Annotated in this window: 19 protein-coding genes; 12 read left to right on the forward strand and 7 right to left on the reverse strand. The window is 52.9% G+C overall.

The annotated features are described in order from the left end of the window. The first annotated feature begins 135 nt into the window (after positions 1–135). The gene (locus tag AB1L42_RS16900) at positions 136–2874 is read left to right on the forward strand and encodes an MMPL family transporter (protein ID WP_367058457.1); all 2739 of its coding nucleotides are present in this window, start codon (positions 136–138) and stop codon (positions 2872–2874) included. An 82-nt stretch (positions 2875–2956) separates the two neighbouring features. Here AB1L42_RS16900 and AB1L42_RS16905 read toward each other — a convergent pair whose 3' ends face one another. Continuing rightward, positions 2957–3382, reverse strand: coding sequence for a secondary thiamine-phosphate synthase enzyme YjbQ (locus AB1L42_RS16905; RefSeq protein WP_367058460.1), 426 nt, complete (start codon positions 3380–3382; stop codon positions 2957–2959). Positions 3383–3608: 226 nt separating this feature from the next. Between AB1L42_RS16905 and AB1L42_RS16910 the strand changes: the two genes are divergently transcribed. Then, positions 3609–6062: a VIT domain-containing protein gene (locus AB1L42_RS16910; RefSeq protein WP_367058463.1), complete on the forward strand. Its 2454-nt coding sequence runs from the start codon at positions 3609–3611 to the stop codon at positions 6060–6062. 168 nt (positions 6063–6230) lie between these two features. Here the strand turns inward: AB1L42_RS16910 and AB1L42_RS16915 are convergent, their stop codons facing one another. Then, entirely contained in the window at positions 6231–6956 is a 726-nt protein-coding gene (locus tag AB1L42_RS16915; RefSeq protein WP_367058466.1) for a hypothetical protein, read from the reverse strand. 212 nt (positions 6957–7168) lie between these two features. After that, on the reverse strand, positions 7169–7714 hold the full coding sequence (locus AB1L42_RS16920) for a type 1 glutamine amidotransferase domain-containing protein (protein ID WP_367058469.1): 546 nt from the start codon (positions 7712–7714) through the stop codon (positions 7169–7171). A 187-nt stretch (positions 7715–7901) separates the two neighbouring features. On the opposite strand from AB1L42_RS16920, the gene thiS reads away from it, so the two are divergent. Further along, positions 7902–8102 carry a sulfur carrier protein ThiS gene (thiS, locus tag AB1L42_RS16925; RefSeq protein WP_367058472.1) on the forward strand — a complete coding sequence of 67 codons (201 nt, stop codon included), beginning with the start codon at positions 7902–7904 and terminating at the stop codon, positions 8100–8102. Positions 8103–8159: 57 nt separating this feature from the next. Here thiS and AB1L42_RS16930 read toward each other — a convergent pair whose 3' ends face one another. Further along, positions 8160–8492, reverse strand: a complete 333-nt coding sequence (locus tag AB1L42_RS16930) for a zinc ribbon domain-containing protein (protein ID WP_367058475.1) — start codon at positions 8490–8492, stop codon at positions 8160–8162. A 600-nt stretch (positions 8493–9092) separates the two neighbouring features. On the opposite strand from AB1L42_RS16930, the gene AB1L42_RS16935 reads away from it, so the two are divergent. After that, complete coding sequence (locus AB1L42_RS16935; protein ID WP_367058478.1) at positions 9093–11315, forward strand: NfeD family protein; 2223 nt, start codon at positions 9093–9095, stop codon at positions 11313–11315. A gap of 24 nt (positions 11316–11339) precedes the next feature. Here AB1L42_RS16935 and queA read toward each other — a convergent pair whose 3' ends face one another. Continuing rightward, positions 11340–12467 (reverse strand): tRNA preQ1(34) S-adenosylmethionine ribosyltransferase-isomerase QueA, encoded by a 1128-nt coding sequence (queA, locus tag AB1L42_RS16940; protein ID WP_367058481.1) that lies wholly within the window; start codon positions 12465–12467, stop codon positions 11340–11342. Between the two features lie 151 nt (positions 12468–12618). On the opposite strand from queA, the gene AB1L42_RS16945 reads away from it, so the two are divergent. The 7 genes from AB1L42_RS16945 to coaD all read left to right on the forward strand — a co-directional run bounded on the left by AB1L42_RS16945 (position 12619) and on the right by coaD (position 20017). Continuing rightward, positions 12619–13455 carry a leucine-rich repeat domain-containing protein gene (locus AB1L42_RS16945; RefSeq protein WP_367058484.1) on the forward strand — a complete coding sequence of 279 codons (837 nt, stop codon included), beginning with the start codon at positions 12619–12621 and terminating at the stop codon, positions 13453–13455. Positions 13456–13488: 33 nt separating this feature from the next. Continuing rightward, positions 13489–14577: an endonuclease V gene (locus AB1L42_RS16950; RefSeq protein ID WP_367058487.1), complete on the forward strand. Its 1089-nt coding sequence runs from the start codon at positions 13489–13491 to the stop codon at positions 14575–14577. Further along, complete coding sequence (locus AB1L42_RS16955) at positions 14574–14957, forward strand: YraN family protein (RefSeq protein ID WP_367058490.1); 384 nt, start codon at positions 14574–14576, stop codon at positions 14955–14957. Before AB1L42_RS16950 ends, AB1L42_RS16955 begins: the two co-directional genes overlap by 4 nt. Before the next feature lie 533 nt (positions 14958–15490). Further along, on the forward strand, positions 15491–17074 hold the full coding sequence (locus AB1L42_RS16960; RefSeq protein ID WP_367058493.1) for a Gfo/Idh/MocA family oxidoreductase: 1584 nt from the start codon (positions 15491–15493) through the stop codon (positions 17072–17074). 330 nt (positions 17075–17404) lie between these two features. Further along, complete coding sequence (locus tag AB1L42_RS16965) at positions 17405–18451, forward strand: M42 family peptidase (RefSeq protein ID WP_367058496.1); 1047 nt, start codon at positions 17405–17407, stop codon at positions 18449–18451. A 93-nt stretch (positions 18452–18544) separates the two neighbouring features. Further along, on the forward strand, positions 18545–19429 hold the full coding sequence (locus AB1L42_RS16970; protein WP_367058499.1) for a ThuA domain-containing protein: 885 nt from the start codon (positions 18545–18547) through the stop codon (positions 19427–19429). 75 nt (positions 19430–19504) lie between these two features. Then, on the forward strand, positions 19505–20017 hold the full coding sequence (coaD, locus tag AB1L42_RS16975; protein WP_367058502.1) for a pantetheine-phosphate adenylyltransferase: 513 nt from the start codon (positions 19505–19507) through the stop codon (positions 20015–20017). Positions 20018–20114: 97 nt separating this feature from the next. On the opposite strand, the gene AB1L42_RS16980 is transcribed toward coaD, so the two are convergent. Continuing rightward, the gene (locus AB1L42_RS16980; RefSeq protein WP_367058505.1) at positions 20115–20444 is read right to left on the reverse strand and encodes a hypothetical protein; all 330 of its coding nucleotides are present in this window, start codon (positions 20442–20444) and stop codon (positions 20115–20117) included. 160 nt (positions 20445–20604) lie between these two features. Here AB1L42_RS16980 and AB1L42_RS16985 point away from each other — a divergent pair, with 160 nt between their 5' ends. Further along, positions 20605–21099 carry a DUF420 domain-containing protein gene (locus tag AB1L42_RS16985; protein ID WP_367058508.1) on the forward strand — a complete coding sequence of 165 codons (495 nt, stop codon included), beginning with the start codon at positions 20605–20607 and terminating at the stop codon, positions 21097–21099. Between the two features lie 18 nt (positions 21100–21117). Here the strand turns inward: AB1L42_RS16985 and AB1L42_RS16990 are convergent, their stop codons facing one another. After that, on the reverse strand, positions 21118–21768 hold the full coding sequence (locus AB1L42_RS16990) for a sigma-70 family RNA polymerase sigma factor (RefSeq protein WP_367058511.1): 651 nt from the start codon (positions 21766–21768) through the stop codon (positions 21118–21120). Between the last annotated feature and the right edge of the window lie 78 nt (positions 21769–21846).

A 21846-nucleotide genomic window follows, 5' to 3' on the forward strand; every position in this document is an offset into this window, starting at 1 on the left:
AATCCTCAACTTCATACTGTTTGTGGCATTACAGTCGCTTGGGATGAAGGTTGGAATCTGTCACCATAAGAAACGGAGTGACATCCATCTTTCAATGACTTTTTTCCCACTTTCATCCAATTGGATCGTTCCCGCATGGAGCGCTTCTTTTATATCAGAGACTGGTGGGGCAATGGACTTGCACTGTGGGTCGTTGTCCTTCTCATGTTGTCGATCCCGGTTTTAGCGGTCGTGATTAAAGACGTCGATCTCGAAAACGACGTCACGAACTGGCTGCCGAGCGACGATCCGGAAGCCGTTGCGCTAACCTGGTTCACCAGCCAGTTCGAACGCGATGACCGAGTTCTCGTCTCGTGGGATAGTAGTACGCTCGTTGATCGACGGATGCAGCGGTTTGCTGAATCGCTTCGCGAAAACGGGATCAATCAAATCCCCGCCATCCGAGATGTCGTCACCCCGCGAGAAGTCCTTGATCGGATGATCGATGACAACAACGTGGCTCCGGAAGATGCGATCGAGCGAATCACCGGCATTTTCATTGGCCACGGATTTCTTAAAGTCCAATTGACGGAAGCAGGCCGCTCCCGGCTTGAAGAGACACAGAAGGCCATTCGAGCGGCAACTCGCGAAGTCGTGGGAAAACGTGTCGAACTTCTTTCTGCCGTAACCGTGCCTGATGAAGATCTGGAACTTGAGTCAGAAGACGAAGAGCCGCTTCCGTTCGAAATGCCAGCTCACGACTTTCAGCTTCGCTGGTCCGGAATTTCTGCGACGAATCCCATCGCTGAGTCTGTCATCGAACAGCTTTCTGAACTCAGCCACGACGGACAAAGTCTCGTCGAGCGCGCGTTCTTTGCTCCAGGATCTCCAGCTGCGGTCGCCATCTCGCTGAATCCGATCGACGATGGTGATCTCAACGATGCGTTAACTTCCATCATTGAACGTGCCGTCAAGGCGGGAGTGCCTTCGGACGAAATTCGACTCGCTGGAAGCCCGATCAGTCGTGCCCGCCTTAATCAGGAAGCTCGCCGGGCGATCTGGAATACCGACTATCCAATCTGGAACCTCTACAAACGCACGCCGATTCTTCTCTCCGCTGTGGTGGGCGTGGTGGTCTCGTTCCTGTTGCTCAAAAGTTTGCGACTGTCTTTGCTGGTAACAGCGTCATCGATGTTCACATGTATGGTCGTCGTCGCGCTGATTCCGATGACAGGCAAGTCACTTAATATGGTCCTGATTGTGCTGCCTGACCTGCTGCTGGTCCTCACCACTTCAGGAGCGATCCATGTTGCGAACTATTGGAAAAATGCGGTGATGCACGATGAACCGCATCCAATTGCCACCGCAGTAAAGATGGCGTGGAAGCCGTGCGTTCTCGCCAGTGCAACGACGGCAATTGGAATGGCCTCACTGTTGACTGCCGTACTCGAACCGGTCCGGGAATTCGGGCTTTACGCAGCTGTGGGCTGTTTTGCTTCGCTGTTCATGATTCTGATCGGCTTTCCATCACTGATGAGTGTCTGGCCGGGCCGCAAGCAGAAGTTCTCTGAACATGCTGACAAAGAAGCGACTGTCTGGGGGCATTTCGCACGCTACATCGTGCACCACCGCCTTTCCGTTTACACAGCCTGTCTTGTCCTCTTTGTCTTTTCTGTCTACGGCCTTCGCTGGTTTCAGACGGAAACGAAAGTCATTCGCTACTTCCCACCCGAGACCCGGATCTCTCAGGACTATCACTACCTGGAAGAGGGACTCACCGGAATTGTTCCGCTCGACATCGTCATCAGTTTTCGTCCTGAAGTGGTCGATCGTCTAGACATTGACGAGAGAATTGAAGTCGTTCGCAGAGTTGAAGAAGAGGTCGCGAAGCATCCCGGAGTGAGTGGCACTCTGTCGCTGGCTGACTTTCGAGACCCATTTAAGAAACCAAGCGAAAATGCCAGTTCCGCAGTTCGCATCAGATACAAACGGAGTCTACAGCGGAAGGAAGAGGTCATCTTCGAAGGCGAAGAACCATCCATTCAGGAGTTCGCCAGAAAAGCCACCGTCAAGCTGGAACTGCCCTCTCTCGGCGGTCGTCCCGTTGACATTCATGCTGATGAAGAGATCTGGAGAATTCGCGTTCAAACAGTCGTCACTGGAGATGTCGATTACTCTGTCCTCACATCTGAACTGAACACACTCGTCGCGGAACAGCTCCAAGGTGAAGAAGGTGCTGACTATCTCGTGACGGGAATGGTGCCGCTGTTTCTTCGCACACAGCAAGCTGTTCTCGAAAGCTTGATCAACAGCTTCGCGTTAGCATTCGGCGTGATCGCCATTGTTATGATTGGAGTCTTGCGGAACCCGATTTCCGGCGTACTCGCCATGTTGCCGAACCTGTTTCCAGTGGGAGTCGTTTTCGGACTCGTGGCGTGGATGGGAATTCCTGTCGATATTGGAACGATGATCACAGCTTCCGTCGCTTTGGGAATCGCCATCGACGGAACACTCCACCTTCTGACGTGGTTTCAGGATGGAATTCGCCAAGGATGTTCGCGTGAGGATTCGATTGTTCTCGCGCTTCAGCATTCTGGCCCGGCGATGTGGCAAACCAGCGCGTCGATTGCATTGGGAATCGTGATGCTCTCGGGAGCAGAGCTGCTACTGATTTCCCGTTTCGGTCTGCTCATGGCGGGACTTGTCGGCATGGCTTTGATCGCCGATGTCATTCTACTCCCAGCACTGCTTGGAGGAATGATGGGCAAGATCATCGAGAAGCACACCAAGCCGTCCGACAAAGAATCGACCGAGACACCAGCCACACTCGAATTCCCCACTGGAGCGAATTCGAAGTCGACGACCCCGGCCGAACACCGTCACGCGTCGCTCTAGAACAAGTTGCTCTTCCCTGTGCACACCAAATCAGAAAATGCTCTGAGGAAGACTGCTTTCGAACCTGCTGCACATTCGAACGCTATTCCTGTTCGCCTTGCAGCGTGATCACCAACCGCCGCGATGATGCACGATCGCGATGTTCACACAGGTAAATTCCCTGCCACGTTCCGAGTGCGAGTCGTCCGGATGAAATCGGGATCGTCAGACTGCTCCCCATCAGTGACGCTTTGACGTGCGCGGGCATGTCGTCCGGTCCCTCGCAAGTATGCCGATACGGAAAGTCTTCCGGAGCAATCGCATTCAACGATGACTCCATGTCGATCGGAACATCAGGGTCAGCGTTCTCGTTGATAGTCAGTGAAGCGGACGTGTGTTTCAAAAACAGATTGAGCAGACCGATTTTCGTCTCGCGAATTGCAGGAACAGCCTCAAGAACATGTCCCGTAATTAAGTGAAATCCACGCGACGCACGAGGCAATTGAATCTCTGTTTGAAACCAGGCCATGAGAGCTTTCTCGATAAAAACAGGCTGCAATTCCGTTCTATCGAATGGTCTCGGAGCGGTCAATTGGCCCCGCTAACGACATCACCTTGACATTCGCTTACAACTGTACGATTATAAAATCGCAAAGTTGTTGGAACGATTGACCGTGGCGACCGTCAATAAATTCCAGTCGTCAGAAACGTCGGCCACTCTCTTCCGTTCACAGGCCTGTCAGGGAGTCCACCCTATGAGAACGCTCGCTTTCTTCGTGGCTGTTTCGGTCATTGCTCCAGTCTCTGCCTTCGCCCAAGGCATTCTTGTCATCAACAATGATGGTATCCGACTCCCGCGTGTCACTGTCCCGCCGTCGGCGATGAGTTACGAGATCCAGCAGATTCTGGTCGAAGGAAAAATCGATAACCAGCTGGCAGACATTCAGGTGTCGCAGAAGTTTCACAACTCAGGGTCCGGCACGATCGAAGCCCAGTTCATCTTCCCACTCCCGTACGACGGGGCCATCGACTCGATGACTCTCATGGTGAATGGGGAGGAACTGACTGCCAAGCTCTTGCCTGCCGACGAAGCACGAACCCGCTATCAGGACATCGTTCGCTCCAAGAAAGATCCCGCTCTTCTGGAATGGGTTGGAACAGGGATGTTTCAGACCAGCGTCTTTCCCATTCCAGCTGGTGAAACGCGAACGGTAACGATCACTTATCAGCAGCTTCTGCGGAATCAGGATCAGCTTACTGAGTTTCTCTTTCCGCTCAGCACTGCCCAGTTCACCTCCCAGCCTGTCGATCAATTGCAACTTCGACTGACCGTGAACAGCGATTCCCCTCTGCAAAACATTTACAGCCCGACGCACTCAGTGAAGATTGAACGGCCTTCCGAGAAACGGGCGACTGTCAGTATTGAGAAGAACAATGTCGTTCCGAGTGAAGACTTCCGACTCTTCTTCAATTCCAGCGACGATTCCATCAGTGCCACTCTCTTAACGCATCGCCCAAGTGGTGATGAGGACGGATACTTCCTGCTTCTCGCCTCGCCGAAGATCCCCAAAGAGAGCGAGAAATATCAAGCTAAAACGGTCGTGTTCGTCGTCGACAAGTCCGGCAGTATGTCTGGCCAAAAGATGGAACAGGCTCGCGAAGCTGCGAAATTCATTCTCAACAATTTGCGAGACGGAGACCAATTCAACATCATCAGCTATGACAGCAAAGTCGAGTCGTTTTCCAGCCAACTTCAGGAATTCAGTTCGAAGACACGCGAAGCAGCCCTCGCATATGTCGACGGTCTGTTTGCTGGTGGAGGGACTAACATCCACGACTCGCTGACATCCGCACTCAGTGGGCTCAGTGAATCGAAGTTGCCGAACTACATCTTGTTCATGACGGATGGTCGCCCGACAACTGGGGAACAGAACGAAAGCAAAATTGCCGCTGCCGTCAAAGCGGCCAACGCAGTGAATGCTCGCCTGCTGACATTCGGGGTTGGTTACGACGTCAACAGCCGGCTTCTCGACCGACTCTCCCGCGATAATCATGGCTTAGGCGAATACGTCCGCCCTGATGAAGATATTGAAGAGTATGTATCGAAAGTCTTCCAACGGATCAGCTCTCCGGTTCTCACCAATGCGGAACTCACCTTCGACTTCGATGACAGTTCTCCTGGGCAAGGAATCAACCGCGTCAGCCCATCTGGCTCACTCGACCTCTTTTCGGGAGAGCAACTTGTCGTCGTCGGACGGTTCAGAAAATTCGGGGCTGCGAAGATCCGCCTCACAGGATTCATCCGCGGTGAGGAGCAGGAATTCACGTTCTCTGGAAAATTTCGAAAGAAGGTTAACAACGATTCGAATCCATTCATCGCAAAGCTGTGGGCAACGCGACGAATTGGAGAACTGATCGATGAGCTGGATCTCAACGGCAGGAACGACGAACTCATCAACGAACTCGTCATGCTGTCGACGAAACACGGAATTCTGACTCCTTACACATCATTCCTCGCGGACGAAACCGTGCGTCCCGAACTTGCCTCGGACAGCAATCGCCGACTGTCGTCGTTCAGTCTGTTGACTCTCGAGGAAGCTGAGGGTCGCCTTGGATTCTCACAGCGAGGTTTCAAACAGCTGTTTAAGAGCGCAGACGGAGCACAAGATGCTGACGAGGGCTATTTCGAACTGCTCGCTGAATCCGGAACTGACAGTTTCGGATTGGGTGCCTCGACTGATTCGCTGTCTACTCAGCCATCTGGTCAACGTACGAATCTCAGCTCGAGTTCTTTCCGTTCACGCCTGAGCCGCAGTTCTGGTTATGGCGGTTATGGAGCATCAAATGCTCCAGCAGACAACGCTCGTCCTGCAGCCGCAGGAGGTTTTGGATTCGGCGACGAACTTGCTACCCCAGCGAGTCAGGTTGTCGAGTCCAAAGAAGCGGCCGTCCAGAAGATCAAGTCTCTGATTCGCAGAACCGGATCGCAAACGCTCTACCAGCGAGGAAATCTTCTGGTGACACCGGAAACTGCGAACATTGATCCCGACAATACCGAGACGGAGATCGTCAAGATCGAAAGGTTCTCAGACGAGTACTTCAAATTGTCGCAGCAGAACACCGTTGACGAGAATGAACTCCTCGCCCTCCAGAAAGATGACGAACGGTTACTGATTCGCCTGCGAGGCAAAGTTTATTTGATCGAGTAAGTCAAACGCCCCTGGACCGGTCCTGAAACTGTTGGCGAGTCGCTGCCCTGCCTCCTCGACACGGCAATGCGAACGTTTCAGGATCGATCAACATGACAAAAAGGACGACGAATCAACGGATGTGATTCGTCGTCCTTTTGACGTTGTTGCTGACCTTGGACTCAGTGCTTACGACTGCTGAGTCGGTTCCGGTCCGTCGCCTTCGGCATCACTCTCTTCCGGTTCGGTAGCAGCGACTTTTTCCTCGTCGTTGTTGAGTCCGTTTCCGGTCGAGTAAGCGGTCAAACCCGCCAATCCAAACCAGAGCAGGTCATACGGAGTGAAGCTCTGCTTGAAGATTTCCTGCTTCAGTTGATCTTGAAACTCAGCGAGAAACAGCTTCTCTTCTGCCTGCTTCGTTTCGATGAACTCCGCTTGTGCTGCCTCGTCGAGTGCTTCCCATCGCTCAGTAGCTGTTGCCCAGATTTCTTCCGGGTAATCATTGGAAGCGATGTCGTCTTCGTACACCGCGTCATCTTCCGGCCACGCGACTTCCTCTTCTCGTTCCATCGCTTCGCTGACAACTTCGTCCGCCATGTAGGAGATCCCCTGATCCGGTCCAGCAGCCACGGAAAGATCAAGATCTTCACCCCCGAAAGCCTGAGCAATCACGATCGAGACAAGGACATACTTCGCGATCAGCATCGCAAAACCTGCTGCTCCAACAGCTGCAATCCCCGGCCCGATACCGACTTCTTCACCCGCGACGACGCGGACACCAATCCCAGCCAGGAAGCCCACCAGCAGAGCGATGTAGCCAACTTCATAGTTCGTGAAGTGAACGACAGCGATCCAGACTGCTGCCCCGATTGCCGCGCCAATCAGCCCACCGATGAGCCATTTGAAAAAATCCATCGTCCGTTCCCATCTTGGGCATCAACCGCTGCCGAATTCATGAACAGGTTTCTACGCTCGATCCTCACTGGCCTTGTCAAAACCAACGTTTGTCAAACTCAACATGAAACTTGCGAATACCAACGACTCCGGCATTCACCGGTCTCACCGCTGCATGAAGGCTTTTGATTCAGGCAGCCACTTGGACAACGACAAATTGATCTCAAACTCAATCAAAGTGTTTTGGCTGTTGACTCAAGAAACTGGATCATCGCGCGACAAAATTCAGGAAGATCATCGGGCCTGCGGCTGCTGATGAAGTGTTCGTCAACGACAACGGCAGCATCTTCCCAAACTGCCCCCGCATTCACGAGATCATCTTTAATTCCAGGAGATCCAGTGACTCGCACACCATCGTAAATCCCGGCGGAAATCGGCATCCAGCCGCCATGACAGATCGCAGCCACCAGTTTCTCCTGAGCATCAAACTGCTGGAGTAATTCGAGAACTTTCGGGTCTCGCCTGAGCTTGTCGGGCATAAACCCTCCCGGACAAATCACACCGTGAAAGTCTTCAGCTTCCATATCTGCGATGGCAGCATCTGACTTTCCGGGGTATCCATGCTTCCCATCGTAGACCACCCCCGCCTCAGGCCCGGCGACAGTCACGTGAGCTCCTTCTTCCTGAAGGCGGAGTTTCGGATACCACAGTTCCAGATCTTCGTAAATCTCTCCAATAAAACAGAGAACGCGGATGCCATCCAAACGATCACCGTTCATTTGTCGCATTCTCCTTAAGAGTGGAGGTGTTTGATCCGTTGCAGGGTGACTATAATCAATCTTTTCTCAGAGAAACAAACCACACGACAACTTTCTCGGCATCCTGTTCAGACTCTCAATTGATCGTCAGGAGTCTCACTCGTTGCCAGAAAGTCCGTTTGTCAGCATGGAACAATAAGGCCCTGAAGTGCGGATTTCAGTAAACGGTGAACCTCGCGACGTCGAAGAACAGACGACGATCGCACAACTTCTCTCAGAGCTTGGGAAGAATCCAAAGTTCCTCGCGGTCGAAAGAAATCGCGAGCTGATTCCCCGTGCGAAGCATTCAGACTGCGCACTGGAAGATGGGGACGAACTGGAAATCGTCACACTCGTTGGCGGAGGCTAAGACGAATCTCTCGCTCAGAACGGTCGGGCAAATCAACTTTGAATGAGCGAGAGAATGCTATTCGAGATGTTTGAAGTCTGAGGACTTGGCGGGAGCATCTCCGGAGATCGTTCGAGGACCTTTGCCGGCGGTCTTTTCGTAGACTCCGTCACCTGCTTTCACGTACTTTGTGAATCCAAGTTTTTCGAGCTTCTTGTTGTCGTTCGTGCTCTTGTGCATCGCAGATTCCGACCACTGGCCCCCGATGAACGGAGGCTGAATCACTCGACGCACGGGAAGACCTGACTCGGGGTGTGTTTCCAACGGAGCAGCGCTAATCGGCTGAATCAGTTCGAAAGTTTCGCCTCCCGAACCGTCCGGATTCACAACTTCGTAGACATAAGTCGGCATACCCCGCACTCTCCCGGAAATCATCTGCCACAAACATTTGACACGATGCACTCAATCCACCGCATTTGATCCTCGAAATCATATCGGATCTGGCAGAAGTACAACTCCCCCTATTCTTCCACAGACGCACTGATCGTCAAGAGATCGACGCTTGTCTCCGTCGGGAATCAGCCCGATCACGCAAGCTGATTGATTCAGATGATCGATCAGAACTCGCCCGGATTCCGATTGTGATGATGAAATTCGCGAGATTGATAACTTTCGCAACTCTTCTGATCCACGGGCCTGATCCACGCGTTTCCGTTAAAGTTTGACCCTCGTTTTCGGAACGGAGTATAATTGTCGCACACTGAATAGAGTGGCTTCGCCGAACTTTTCTCGAAGCTTAAGCATCTCACTGAACTCCAATCGACGATTCGCGATCGGGACCACAATCTGAACTGATGCAGGGTTTTCATGAAGTCAAACCATGCGAGCATCGCTTCAGCGAACGTTCATAATTTCAGAGATTTCACCCCGGTTTCTGCAGATCCCAACCTTTATCCACTCCTTGAACGAGAAAAATCAAAGAGGCTGACCAGAAAGACCGAGTGACAGATCATGTCTCAATCGATGCCATTTTCTCTGACATGCTGCCGAGGCTGGACCGCTGCGATCGTTTTGATGGGCGTCGTTTTGGTCAGCTGTTCGTTTGCCGAAGCACAGGATCGTGAGGCAAAACCGATCGGTCGACTCGTGACCATTGAGAGTCCGCTCACCGATGAAACATTGGGGCTGGTCCGCCGAACGGGTCTTGAGCTACAGGATCTGGCCAATGAGGAACAACGTCCTGCCTCGCTCATTCTGGAAATCAAGCCGGGAATCTCTCAGTTCCATCACGCTTATGCCCTAGCGGAATTTCTGACGAGCCCAGCTATCTCTGCGGTGTCGACAATTGCGTGGGTTCCGGAAACGATCTCCGGAAACAACGTGCTCGTCGCACTCTCTTGTAATGACATCGTTCTGCATCCCCAAGCTTCGATCGGGGATATGGGACGCGGAAAGGCACTCCCAGACGATCAACAGACAATCGTCAAAACGATCGTGGCCAAACGCCGAAATATCAACGTCAACGAGCCACTAGCGCTGGCCCTGATGGACCCGGCGGAATCGCTCGTCCAATTAACCATCGACACCGGCAACGGGGAGCGAGAAACGCGACTCGTCAGTGAAGCGACCGCATCGCAACTGCTCGATGACGGTGTCATTATCACCGAACGCAAAACACTCAAAGAACCGGGTGTCCCTTACTCGATCTCCGGCCGCGATGCCCAGCGACAAAAGATTCTCGCGTCGCGAACCGCAGAAGACCGACGGGAACTCATCGACACCTATGGTCTTCCCATCGAATCCATTCGTGAACTGGCTCCGGCTGAGGACATCGAAAACGTCGCATACATCGAACTGCATGACATGATCGATGATGTCTTTTTCGCGTTCGCAATGCGGCAGATCAACCAGGCTGTCAGCAGCGGTGCGAAACTCATCATCTTCGAGATCGATTCGCCCGGCGGCTACCTGTGGGCTTCGCAAGATCTCTCGAAAGCCATAGCCGACCTGTCAAAACGAGACATCCGAACCGTGGCTTACATCCCGGAAGAAGCCTTCAGCGGGGGAGCGATGTTGGCGGTCGGTTGTGACGAAATTTACATGAAGCCCGAAGCAACAATCGGGAATGCAATCCCCGTGTTGATGATGCCGGGAGTTCTCGTTGAAGCAGAGGCAAAACTGCTCAGCGGCGAAGTCAAACACTTGCGCGAACTCGCGGAAATGAAAAATCGTCCCGCAGCTGTCATCGAAGCCTTCGCGGATCAGAACCTCGAAGTCTTTGAAGTCACGCATAAGGAAACCGGTCGCAAGTGGTACATGTCCGATGATGAAATCCACAAAGCCAATGGCGAATGGATTAAAGGCCCTCGGATTACAGAGTCTCGCCCGGGAATCGCTGTCATCGTCAACGGAAATCGTGCTCACGAACTGAAGATCGCTGAGACTCCAGTATCTGGCCCGGATGAACTTAAGGAACGACTGGGAATTCCGTTGGATACCAAATTCCGGGTGGTCGAACGTTCGTGGGTCGACACACTCGTGTTCTATCTGAACAGTTCCTGGGTCACCGGAATGCTCTTCTTTCTGGCGATCGTCTGTATCTACATCGAAATGGCGACGATGACCGGATTCTTCGGGATCATTGCAGCCGCCGCGTTCGGCGTCTTCTTCTGGAGTCGCATGCTGGGAGGCACAGCAACGGGACTCGAAATCGGAATGTTTGTTCTCGGCTTGAGTTGCCTCGCGCTCGAGATCTTCGTCATCCCGGGGTTTGGTGTGTTTGGTGTTTCCGGGATTCTCATGGTCGTCGGTTCGCTGGTGATGGCGAGCAACACCCTGACCGGAATGGGGATCGAATACGACGTCGAACGTGCCATGATTTCATTCGCCCCATTCGCAGCATCTTTAGTCGGGGTGATCATCTTTGCGATGCTGATCAGTCGGTATTTACCATCGATTCCGTTCCTCAAAGAAATGGTCCTTGCCCCTCCTGCCGCAGAAGTGTTCGACCCGCATGAACCTCGCCTGCGACCAGAGTATTCACGACCCCATGCCGAACTGGTCGGAGAAGTTGGTAAAGCAGTTTCGGTCCTTCGCCCCGCAGGCAAAGCTCAGATTGCCGGACGGCTGTACGACGTCGTCAGCGACGGCCCGTTCATCGAAGATGGCTCAAGCATTTCGGTTGTCGAAGTCCATGGAAACCGAATCGTCGTCCGGCTGACAAACGATGTGTAGTCGCTCTTCGACAAGCGATTTGCGTCACAGAATGAGCATCGCGTCGCCGTAGCTGAAGAAGCGGTAGCGTTCTCGGATCGCTTCTTCGTAAGCGCGTTGAATGAGTTCTCGACCGGCGAATGTCGAGACGAGCACAAGCAGCGTCGACTTCGGCAGGTGGAAGTTCGTCAGGAGAGCGTCGACGACCTGGAACTCGTACGGGGGACGAATGAAGAGGTTCGTTTCCCCTGCAAATGGCTGCAGCCCCTGCTCTTTCGCAGCCGATTCGAGTGTTCTCACGCTGGTTGTTCCGATCGCCACAACACGTTTGGTTGCGGCCTTTGTCTGCTCGATGCGGTCGATGGTCTCCGCTCCGATTTCGCACCACTCCGCGTGCATATCATGGTCGGAAAGCTGATCCACTTTGACTGGGCGAAAGGTCCCCAGACCGACATGCAGCGTCACGTTTGCTTTCGAAACTCCCAGCTTCGCAAGCGACTCCATGACCTCTTCTGTGAAATGCAGCCCGGCGGTCGGTGCAGCCACTGCTCCGGGGATCTCGGCATAAAGAGTCTGATAGCGTTCGTAGTCGGTTTTTTCCGCCTCTCGCTGCATGTAGTGCGGAAGCGGAATCGTTCCGAACCGAGAAAGGAGATCAATCGTCGATTCGTCGCTTTGCGGAGCTGCGATCCATTCTCCACCGTCGCATTTACTCACAAGCTGAAGAACAAGTTCTCCAGATTCGGACTCATTGAGCGGGGTCAGCGTCAGCGATTCTCCCGGTTGAAGATGCCCGCGCGTGTGCCCGATCAACCTCCAGTGACGATCCTCCGTTTCACGGAGAAACAACCCTTCCCACTTCCCACCGGTCGACGTCCTCACACCTGCGATGCGAGCGGGGACGACGCGTGTGTTGTTGAGCACCAATAAATCGCCGGGATCGAGAAGCTGAGGGAGATCGACAAATTCTCGATGGGAAATCGATTGCGTCGCGCGATCAACAACCAGCAGACGTGACGCATCGCGGCGATCCGCAGGAACGCTCGCAATCAACTCTTCAGGCAGATGATAGTCGTAAGCATGGATGGAATTGAGGTCGGTCATTGTGCGAACAGAATGTCGAGTTGCCACCCGTTGATCAAGCGAGTTCTCTCCCTCAAAAACGAGTTTCATCGAAGCTCTCAAACTGACGCTCTAAGTCTTGAGAGATCAACGCTCGGCAGAATATCCTCATCGTGATTGTTGTGCGATTCAGTGGCATCACCATCGTCACTGCCCCATCGCAGCCTCGAGTCCAATTTCCATCCGAAAAGATTCAACAACAATGAAGACTTACCTCCTGACTGCGCTCCTCCTCGGTTTTCTCACCAACTTTCCCCAGGCTGCCCTCGCCGAAGAAGTTTCAATCAGCGATCCCAACCTGGAACGGGTTGTTCGTGAATTGCTTAAGAAGAAGCAGATTGAAAAGGAAAAAATCGACAGCGCCGATCTGAAGTCGATCTACATTTTGGATGCTCGCGGCGAAGAAATCGAGTCGCTTCAAGGCCTCGAATTCTGCACCAACCTGTCCGAACTGAAGCTTTCCAACAATCGAATCTCTGACCTGGCTCCGCTCGCTGACCTGATCAATCTTCAGTCACTTTCGCTCACCGGAAATCAGATCAAAAGCGTCAAACCCCTCGCTACACTCATCAAGTTGCAGTACATCGAAATCGAAGACAATCAGGTCGAATCGCTTGAAGGTCTCGAACCGCTGACAAACCTGCGGGCGTTTTATGCCGAGGGAAATCAAATCTCAGATCTGTCACCACTGGCCTCTGCTGAGAAACTTGTCTCTCTGAATCTGAATGACAATAAAGTTCAGGACCTCAGCCCTATCAAGGGTTTGAACCGAATTTCAACACTCGGATTGACCAACAATCAGGTTTCAGACTTCTCGCCGATTTCCGATTGGAAGAACCTGCATCTAACGATGATCGAAGGCAATCCGATCGAGAATCTATCCGTTTTTGTGAGGATGGCACGCAAGGACGTCAACGGCGAACGTCGATTCGCTCCGTACTGGAACCTTTACCTCGACGTCGATCCCCTTCCCGATCAAGCAAAGAAGCAAGTTGAGAGGCTGAAGAAATTGGGAGTGCGGATCAAGACCTCGTCCTGAAGTTCACAGCCTGAAGCGTTTGATTGAAACGGTGTGCAAGACTGTAAGTTTGTGAAGATTACCGGGAAGACTGCTCTCGTGACGTTCACTCAGCGACTTCCTCCTCTTCCGGACTTGCGGAAAGCCGTTTTGCAACTCGTCCAACAAGTCCCGCTTGGTCAAACGACGACCTATGGTGATCTCTCACGGGCATTGGGTGACCAGCAAGCGCGAAGTGCTCGTTGGATAGGCGAGTTCTTGAAGGATCATACGCACAACGACGAATGTTCTTGCCATCGAGTCGTTCGCGCGAATGGAGAAATCGGCCACTATGTGACCGGAAAGACTGACGAAAAGAGGCATCGCCTTCAAAGAGAAGGAGTCGAAGTTTCGGACGCGGGAGTGGTTGAGACAGACTCTCGCTACCGGGAGTTTGAGTCGGAATCACCGCTGCGAGAACTCCAGAAACTCCAACACGGATTTGCAGAGTCAGCGCGGCGATCGATGTCAGCAGAACGGTCGACGACGATTCCTGCGGACGCGATTGTCGCTGGCGTTGATGTTGCTTACCCCGAACCGAATGTGGGAGTCGGTGCTTACGTGGAAGTCGATCCGCTGGATCAGTCTGTTCGATTTCAATTGACAATCCGAGTCCCGGTTTCATTTCCGTATCTGCCGGGCTACCTCACATTCCGAGAGTTGCCAGTTCTGTTGCCGCTCCTGGATGAGGTGAGCAAGAGTCGTCCGCTCCCGAAAATCATCTTCGTTGACGGCAACGGAATTCTGCATCCCCTCTCTGCAGGCATCGCCACGGCTCTTGGTGCAATGACGGGTCTTCCAACGATTGGTGTCGCGAAGAGTTTGCTTTGCGGCAGCTTTCAACGTGGAGAGATGCAACGCGGAGAAACTCGGCCAGTACACGTGGCAGATGAGACTCGCGGGTTCGCGTTCCAGTCAACCGATCGCAGCAGTCCGATCTTCGTCTCGCCGGGCTATGGAATCAGCTGTGACGACGCCATTGCCTGGACGCGTCGACTGATGGGGAAAACACGACTTCCCGTGCCGACTCACCTCGCCGATCGACTGACTCGAAATCCGAAACTCGCTGACCAGACTCTTCGTCAGACTGGAGCAACATCATGAAGAGAGGTTGGCTCAATCGTTTGTTCGGAGATCACGGAGAAAGAATCGCTGCACGATTTTTGAAGCGAAATGGCTACCGCATTCTGCGACGACAGGCACGCGGGCCGTTCGGGGAAATCGACCTGATCGCCAAGCACCAGGACACGATCGTCTTTGTCGAAGTGAAAACACGCAAATCGACGAATCGCGGCCATCCCAGCGAAGCAGTCACGGACCAGAAACAGCGTCAGATTTCGCGAGCAGCCCTGGCATGGTTAAAGAAAAACAACCTGCTCAATCACCGTTGTCGATTTGATGTCATCGCGATTCTGCACACACCGGGTCAGGAACCCGAAATTAAACACATCGTTCACGCATTCGAAAGTACCGAACGATCGTAGAAGCAGATCGCAAAAGCGTTCTTGTGGGTTTTCGCAGGCAAACTGGCCAATTTTCCGATGGAATGGTCCAATAAAGTCCTACGGAAACAGCAACTTGCTCACAACTGCCGCTAATTTCCGCTCAGAGGTCGGTTTTGAAGCAGGAACTTGGCGTTCAACTCTTCAAATTTCCCTGATCTGTGTAACAATAGATGGGTGAGGAAGTGAGCGGATCACGGAAAAGATCCAAAGTCATCCACGAAATTTCCTGGATGTAGCGTGTGAGCGGCAACTGTGGTTTACGGTTCTTGTTTGACGTTCGCAGAGAACAATGAAAGAACTATTGGCACTGAGCTGTGACACTTCGGTTCAAACGATGTCAATCCCGCCTGACTGCACGCCTCCACTGACCCTCACAGAAACTGACCCAGATTGCTTCTGAATTCGATCCTGCTTGCCCCAGCAACGTTGAAATTCAGATCACATAACAAAACCTTCCACATCAACCTGAACAAGCGGCTGATGTTTCGTTCAGCCCCCAAGAGGACAAATCGATGCCAGTGCTGACCCCCGAACAGGAACAGATCGGTAAGGATAATTTTTCCGGAGCTGTCCATGCGATGAACTCGGCGAACGTGAATCGTCGTGAAATGATCAAAGCAGCCGCAGCTGGTGGGCTTGGCTTGGGAGCTGCCTTTGCCGGCTATCGTGAACTGAAGGGCGAACCGGTTCGTGTCGGCTTCATCGGAACAGGCGATGAAGGCAACATTCTGCTGTCCGAACACCCGCCGGAATACATGGATGTCGTCGCGATTGCGGATTTGCGTCCGTCGAACCGCGAACGAGCGATGATTGGCGACGGCAACGAGCATCGTGTCGGCTTGATCAACAAACTCGGAGCGGACAAAGCTGGCAAGATTCAGGTGTTCGACAGCCACAAGGCAATGTTGGACAAAGCCAAAGATCTCAAACTCGAAGCAGTCGTCATTGCGACTCCACTGATGACTCATGCTCCGATTGCTCTCGACTGTATGAGTGCTGGCCTGCATGTTCTGACCGAAAAGTTGATGGCCCGCACCATTCCGCAGTGCAAGGAAATGATTCGCACAGCCCGCGATAACAATCTGCTCCTCGCAGTCGGACACCAGCGACACTACAGCGTTCTGTACGACAACGCCAACAACCTCGTCCAGAACGGACTCCTCGGCGATTTGAAGCACATTCGCGCTCAATGGCACCGAAACAACAGCTTCCCAGCTGGTGACTCGTGGCGAAAAGGAACTCCGGGAGCCGACCGCGGACTCAAGGCAGACAACCTGAAAGGCTTTGGATTCGAAGACGTCAACCAGCTCGTCAACTGGCGACTCTATAACAAAACCGGTGGCGGTCTGATGGCGGAACTTGGGTCGCATCAAATGGATGCCTGCAGCATCTTCCTCGGAAAAGTGCATCCGGTGGCAGTTTCTGGTTTCGGCGGAAAGAACTTCTACGGAATTCCTGGAGTCGGCCCGAAAGACAAATGGGACGATGACCGCGAGATCGACGATCAGATCTTCGTCACGTTCGAGTTCCCGGGAGCCCAGTACGCAGAAAACGATCGCGACAAGTGCATCGTGACGTACTCCTCAATCAACACGAACAAGTTCGAACCTTACGGTGAAATCGTTTACGGTACTCGTGGAACTCTCTTCATGAAGACCGAAAAAGAAGCGATGCTCTGGAAAGAAGACGGTCGCGGAAGCGTTGGTGGCGGTCCTGATCAGCGACTCTGGGTCATCAGTGGTTCAGCAGCTGGTGGTGGTCCTGTCATGGAAGCTTACGAAACGACTTCCGGACCGAAAGTCGAAACCGGTGGAACGGACTGGGCGTCTAACGTCAGTCGCGGGTACACCGAAGAGATGGAGCACTTCTGCTACGCGATCCGCAACCAGGGACCAGATTACTGGCCAGGCGGACAGCCGATCAGCCCGAAAGAAGGCGGACTTCGCTGTAACGGAATCGTGGCGATGGCCGACGCGATTATGGCACTGACTGCCAACATCGCGATGGACAAACAGCAGCGAATCGAATTCAACGCTGACTGGTTCGATCCAGATAGCGACGCCTGCCCGGAAGAAGCCTTCGGAGTGGAAATCTAAACATTCAGAAGAACCCATTCGGAGATTGAAGAGGCTGTTCGAGTCGTTGTTAAGGCTTCAATAGAAGTCGCATCGCTCACTCGCCCTTTTCAGACATTGAACGACGAAACGAGAGCGAGGTTGCCTGTCCGCAGCCTCGCTCTTTTTTTACAGACGCTGTTCGGCTCACCAAAAGTCTTGTGGAGACGACAGCTCTGTCGGTGGTCTGGTACACAATGAGTCGACGGTACAGTACATTTCGAAAATGGATTCATGCTGACCGCTCGATGACGATTCCCAGACAGCACTGAAACTCGACTGACTTCGAAAACTCACTGGAAAGACTTCGCAATGGAACTGTTGCAAAAACTGACTCAAACTCCTTCTGTCCCCGGCCGGGAAGATCGTATCCGTGAGGTCATTCAAGAAGTCATTACGGAAAAGAATCTGTTCGATGAGATTCGCACCGACGCGATGGGTTCTCTCATCGCTGTCCGTCGCCCTCGTCCGAAAAGTGGATCTCCTGCTGAAAAGCCCGTGAAAGTCATGCTTGCGGCGCACATGGATCAAATCGGGTTTCTCGTTTCACACGTCAGTTCCGAAGGTTATCTGCGAGTCAATCCAGTCGGAGGGTTCGACACACGAAATCTCTTCGCACGCCGGGTTCGTGTTTGTACGTCGGATGGTGACTTGCCCGGGGTAATGAATCCCGCAGGAAAACCAGTTCACATCGCCAGTGCCGAGGAGAAGAAGAACGTTCCTGAGATCACGGAATTCTTCATCGACTTGTCGCTTGATGGAGAGCAAGTGAACAAGCAAGTCAAAATCGGAGACATGGTTGTGCTCGACGGACCGTTCTCGGACGTCGGTGACAGCGTTGTCTCGCAGTGTCTGGACAATCGCGTCGGATGCTGGGCAGTGATACGGGCGATTGAAGCCCTTGAGCATCACGACTGCGAAATCCACGCTGCCTGGACCGTTCAAGAAGAAGTTGGGCTTCGCGGAGCAATGCCAGCCGCTTATGACATTCAGCCTGATATCGGACTGTCATGCGACACCACCTTGAGCTGCAAGCTTCCCGGAGTTCCTGAAGAGCAGCACATTACGATTCCCGGCAATGGTGTTTGCCTCAAGATTATGGACTCGTCCACAATTGCCGATTTGAAACTGCTCGAGGAACTCGAAGCGATTGCAAAAGCGAACGACATCCCCTGCCAGCGAGGAATCCTCCCTCGCGGTGGACAAGATGGAGCCATGATCCAGAAGTCGCGATCAGGTGTTCGAACAGCCGTCTTCGCGTGCCCCGTAAAGTACATCCACACGGTCACTGAAATGTCACACAAGACCGACCTCGATTCTTACCCTCGATTGTTGACAGCCTATCTGTCCCAACTCTAAACAGAAACAATGCTCGAACGCAGATCATCATCTGGTCAGCGTTCCGTGGCTCGACTCACAGCATCTCAGTTCTCAGCGAAAGGTTCCTGCGAAATGCCATCCCGAATCGTCTGCTTCATCCTGTTTCTGTTGCTGGCTGCAATCCCAGGTTCGTTGATGGCCGAGCAGAATTCCCCACCGGTTCGAATTCTCTTCGTCACTCAAAGCAAAGGATTCGTTCACGGATCGGTGCGCCGGGTCGAAGAGCTCGCCCCTGCGGAAATTGCGCTGACTCAACTCGCCCAGCAGTCCAAAGAGTTCAGCATCGACTGCACTCAGGACTGCGAAGCAGACTTCACTCCTGAGAACCTGAAGAACTACGACATCGTCGCGTTCTACACATCCGGCGATCTACCGATCAGCGAAGAAGCGATGGACTATTTCTTCAGCGAATGGCTTCGCGAAGAAGGTCATGGTGTCCTCGGTTTTCACTCCGCGACGGACACCTTTCACAACGACAAGCGGTATTGGGACATGATCGGTGGGACGTTCATTCATCACCCGTGGGGTTCTGGAACAGAGGTCACGCTGACAAACCACGAACCAGATAACCCGATCATGGCTTCCTTCGGTCCGGAACATAGCCAGCAGGAAGAGATCTACATGTACAGGAACTGGCAACCCGAGAAAGTTCGAGTCCTGATGAGCCTCGACTACTCGAAGAGCCCGACAAACTCTCCGGTCAACACGCAATACGGCTATCACGTTCCAGTTTGCTGGATCAAGAATTACGGAGATGGAAAAGTCTACGTCAACAATCTCGGTCACCGAGAAGACACCTGGACACGTCAGGAATATCTCGATTCGATCCTGTCAGCCATCCGCTGGATCAAGGGTGATCTCGAGGTGGATGCCACTCCCAATCCGGAGTTGTCTCAGGCACAGGAAGCCAAAGCCAAGAGCGACTTCGAAGCGGGGCAGTTTCGGAAGCAGAAATAGTCCCGTTTCGTGGTCTCGTTCCGGGGAATACTTTCATATCGTGCTGTCGATGACCTTCGTCCGCTGAGGTGAACCATGTCCGCAGATCAACGACGGACAGCGATTTATGCTGGAACATTCGATCCCGTGACGCTGGGACATGAAGACATTGTCCTCCGGAGCTCAAAGCTCTTCGACGAAGTCATCGTCGGCATCGGGATCAATCCCGACAAGCACCCACTCTTCTCAGCGGAGGAACGCAAGCAGTTCATGGAAGAGATTTTTTCGCATGTTCCGAATGTCCGAGTGGAGTGTTTCACCGGTCTGACGGTTGATTTCGCTCACGAACGCGGAGCATCGGTCATGGTCCGGGGTGTGCGAACTGTCTCAGACACCGAACTCGAATTCACGATGGCCCTCGCCAACCACACGATTGCTCCCGATCTGGAGACGGTGTTTCTCATGGCGGCCGAAGCGTACTCGCATATTTCCAGCACACTCATCAAGCAGATCGCGACGATGGGCCAGAACACGAGTTCAGAACAATTGCGGAAATTCGTCCCGGTTCCCGTCATTCAGCCGCTGCTCGAACGGGTTCGACAGAAGTAGCACAGATTCGAGCAGAGTTGAAACTGAACGCCTAGGCTTCAACGAACATTGATCCGTTTCGCGAGAGGCGCTGTTCCATCAGCGACCGCCGATCGAATTAGGCAGCCATTTCGCTCTCGGACTCGATGCTCTGCTTTTCGACCGCCAGCAGAGCGCGTCGGCCTTCGCCGGTAATCCGGTACATCAGCCCGTCGTTTTTGTCTTCAAGCTGGAACGTCAGCAGGTCCATGGCGATCAATTGACCATGGATTTCAGTGAGAACCTCGGGGTCGATATTCTCGATTTGCGGAATCCGCCGAGCCCATCGCGGTCCGGATTCTTCAGAATCGCGTTCAATTTTGACTTCATCAAGAAGATCGAGATAGAGCTTTAAGACTGCTTGCCAGTCGGGGCGCTCTGCCAAGAGGTGATGGGTATTGAGTTGCATGTTTCCGATATCGGATTTGAACCGGATCAACTCGACATTCAGGCATTGAGCAGGCGCAATCGTTACAGTTTCAACAAGTTGATGGATGGAATTCCCACATTCCACAAAACAGGTTCATGTTCCAGGCGTTTTCATGAATCGACTCTATACTGCGTGCATCATGAAAAACGGTTTCCTTGGATACGATGCTTCGTTCATGCTGGACTTCGTTGTGACCGCTCTGGTCGCAATCGTACCTGTCCTGCTGTACAGTCTTTACGTCGTCAAGTTTCAGAAAAAGTATCGGCTTCATCGAAACTTGCAGATCGCCTTGGGACTGACTCTTCTGGTCGCAGTCACAGCTTTTGAAGTTGACACTCAAATCATCCATGGCGGATGGGAAAACATAGTCAACAAGAACCCTGACTCTCCGCGACTGTCAGGAGAGGACTACCAATACGCACGAAGTGTTCTCCACTTTCACTTGATCTTCGCCATCAGCACCCCGTTTCTCTGGGCGATCACACTGTTCCTGGCGATGAAAAGGTTTCGCGGAGACCCCAAGCCGGGCGCTCACAGTCGATTGCACAAAGCTCTCGGATGGGCTTCGGTCATCGACATCGTCATGACCTCGGTCACCGGCCTCTGGTTCTATTACGTGGCCTTCGTCGTCTGACAACAACAACCCAAATGCTCATTGCGAGTCTGACGGAGAATTCAGCTCTTCGAGGTTGAATCCATCGCGGCTGTGCTGAAGCCCAGCATCTTTCAATTTCGAGAGGATGAAGTACTTGTGGTTCGCAACGGCCTGCTCTGTGATATTTAGGTGAGCAGCAACATCTTTGTTGGACAGACCTCGCACAAACAGAAGCTCAATGCATTTGAGTCGTTCGAACTCGCCGGTTGACTGCCATTTGTCGATCCATTCTCCCAGGCATTCCGCGATCGCGATCTCCTCTCCCGATTTCCGTTCGACACTTCGTGCGATACTCGAAGCAACGCGGGCATTGCCCTGAACTTCGTAGTCTCCTCCCGAACTGTTCCCGGAGTGAAGCGGAAGCGTTGGCCGCCGGCCTTTCTTACGAAGCACATCTGTCAACTTGTGGGCTGCGATCGCAAAGAGAAACGACTCCACGCGTTTTGACTCGTCGAAGTTTGGAAGAGCTGTCAAAAACCCGAGAAACGTTTCCTGCACAACGTCTTCAGACAGAGCTCGGTCACCGATGCGGCTGTTCACGAAAGCCAGCAGTCGACCTTCATAAAGCGAGATGCATTCTTGCCAGGCGGACTCGTCTCCCGTTCGAATTCGCTGAATGAGTGCTCGTTCTTTCGAGGTGACTGACATCGACAATCCAATCAATTGGATTTGAGCTCGTTTTGAAGAAGTCGTGAGAGTTCCACGCGAGCGAACGCTAAACAGACA

It is taken from the genome of Thalassoglobus sp. JC818, assembly GCF_040717535.1.
In the GTDB taxonomy this organism is placed as follows: Bacteria; Planctomycetota; Planctomycetia; order Planctomycetales; family Planctomycetaceae; genus Thalassoglobus.

What these genes read in the sequence shown, in the direction of transcription:
- AB1L42_RS16935 (WP_367058478.1), top strand. Translation starts at nt 9,093, where the DNA reads ATGTCTCAATCGATGCCATTTTCTCTGACATGCTGCCGAGGCTGGACC.
- queA (WP_367058481.1), bottom strand. Translation starts at nt 12,467, where the DNA reads ATGAAACTCGTTTTTGAGGGAGAGAACTCGCTTGATCAACGGGTGGCA.
- AB1L42_RS16980 (WP_367058505.1), bottom strand. Translation starts at nt 20,444, where the DNA reads ATGCAACTCAATACCCATCACCTCTTGGCAGAGCGCCCCGACTGGCAA.
- AB1L42_RS16930 (WP_367058475.1), bottom strand. Translation starts at nt 8,492, where the DNA reads ATGCCGACTTATGTCTACGAAGTTGTGAATCCGGACGGTTCGGGAGGC.
- AB1L42_RS16990 (WP_367058511.1), bottom strand. Translation starts at nt 21,768, where the DNA reads ATGTCAGTCACCTCGAAAGAACGAGCACTCATTCAGCGAATTCGAACG.
- AB1L42_RS16905 (WP_367058460.1), bottom strand. Translation starts at nt 3,382, where the DNA reads ATGGCCTGGTTTCAAACAGAGATTCAATTGCCTCGTGCGTCGCGTGGA.
- AB1L42_RS16915 (WP_367058466.1), bottom strand. Translation starts at nt 6,956, where the DNA reads ATGGATTTTTTCAAATGGCTCATCGGTGGGCTGATTGGCGCGGCAATC.
- AB1L42_RS16955 (WP_367058490.1), top strand. Translation starts at nt 14,574, where the DNA reads ATGAAGAGAGGTTGGCTCAATCGTTTGTTCGGAGATCACGGAGAAAGA.
- AB1L42_RS16900 (WP_367058457.1), top strand. Translation starts at nt 136, where the DNA reads ATGGAGCGCTTCTTTTATATCAGAGACTGGTGGGGCAATGGACTTGCA.
- AB1L42_RS16960 (WP_367058493.1), top strand. Translation starts at nt 15,491, where the DNA reads ATGCCAGTGCTGACCCCCGAACAGGAACAGATCGGTAAGGATAATTTT.
- AB1L42_RS16910 (WP_367058463.1), top strand. Translation starts at nt 3,609, where the DNA reads ATGAGAACGCTCGCTTTCTTCGTGGCTGTTTCGGTCATTGCTCCAGTC.
- AB1L42_RS16970 (WP_367058499.1), top strand. Translation starts at nt 18,545, where the DNA reads ATGCCATCCCGAATCGTCTGCTTCATCCTGTTTCTGTTGCTGGCTGCA.
- AB1L42_RS16985 (WP_367058508.1), top strand. Translation starts at nt 20,605, where the DNA reads ATGAAAAACGGTTTCCTTGGATACGATGCTTCGTTCATGCTGGACTTC.
- AB1L42_RS16920 (WP_367058469.1), bottom strand. Translation starts at nt 7,714, where the DNA reads ATGAACGGTGATCGTTTGGATGGCATCCGCGTTCTCTGTTTTATTGGA.
- AB1L42_RS16965 (WP_367058496.1), top strand. Translation starts at nt 17,405, where the DNA reads ATGGAACTGTTGCAAAAACTGACTCAAACTCCTTCTGTCCCCGGCCGG.
- AB1L42_RS16945 (WP_367058484.1), top strand. Translation starts at nt 12,619, where the DNA reads ATGAAGACTTACCTCCTGACTGCGCTCCTCCTCGGTTTTCTCACCAAC.
- coaD (WP_367058502.1), top strand. Translation starts at nt 19,505, where the DNA reads ATGTCCGCAGATCAACGACGGACAGCGATTTATGCTGGAACATTCGAT.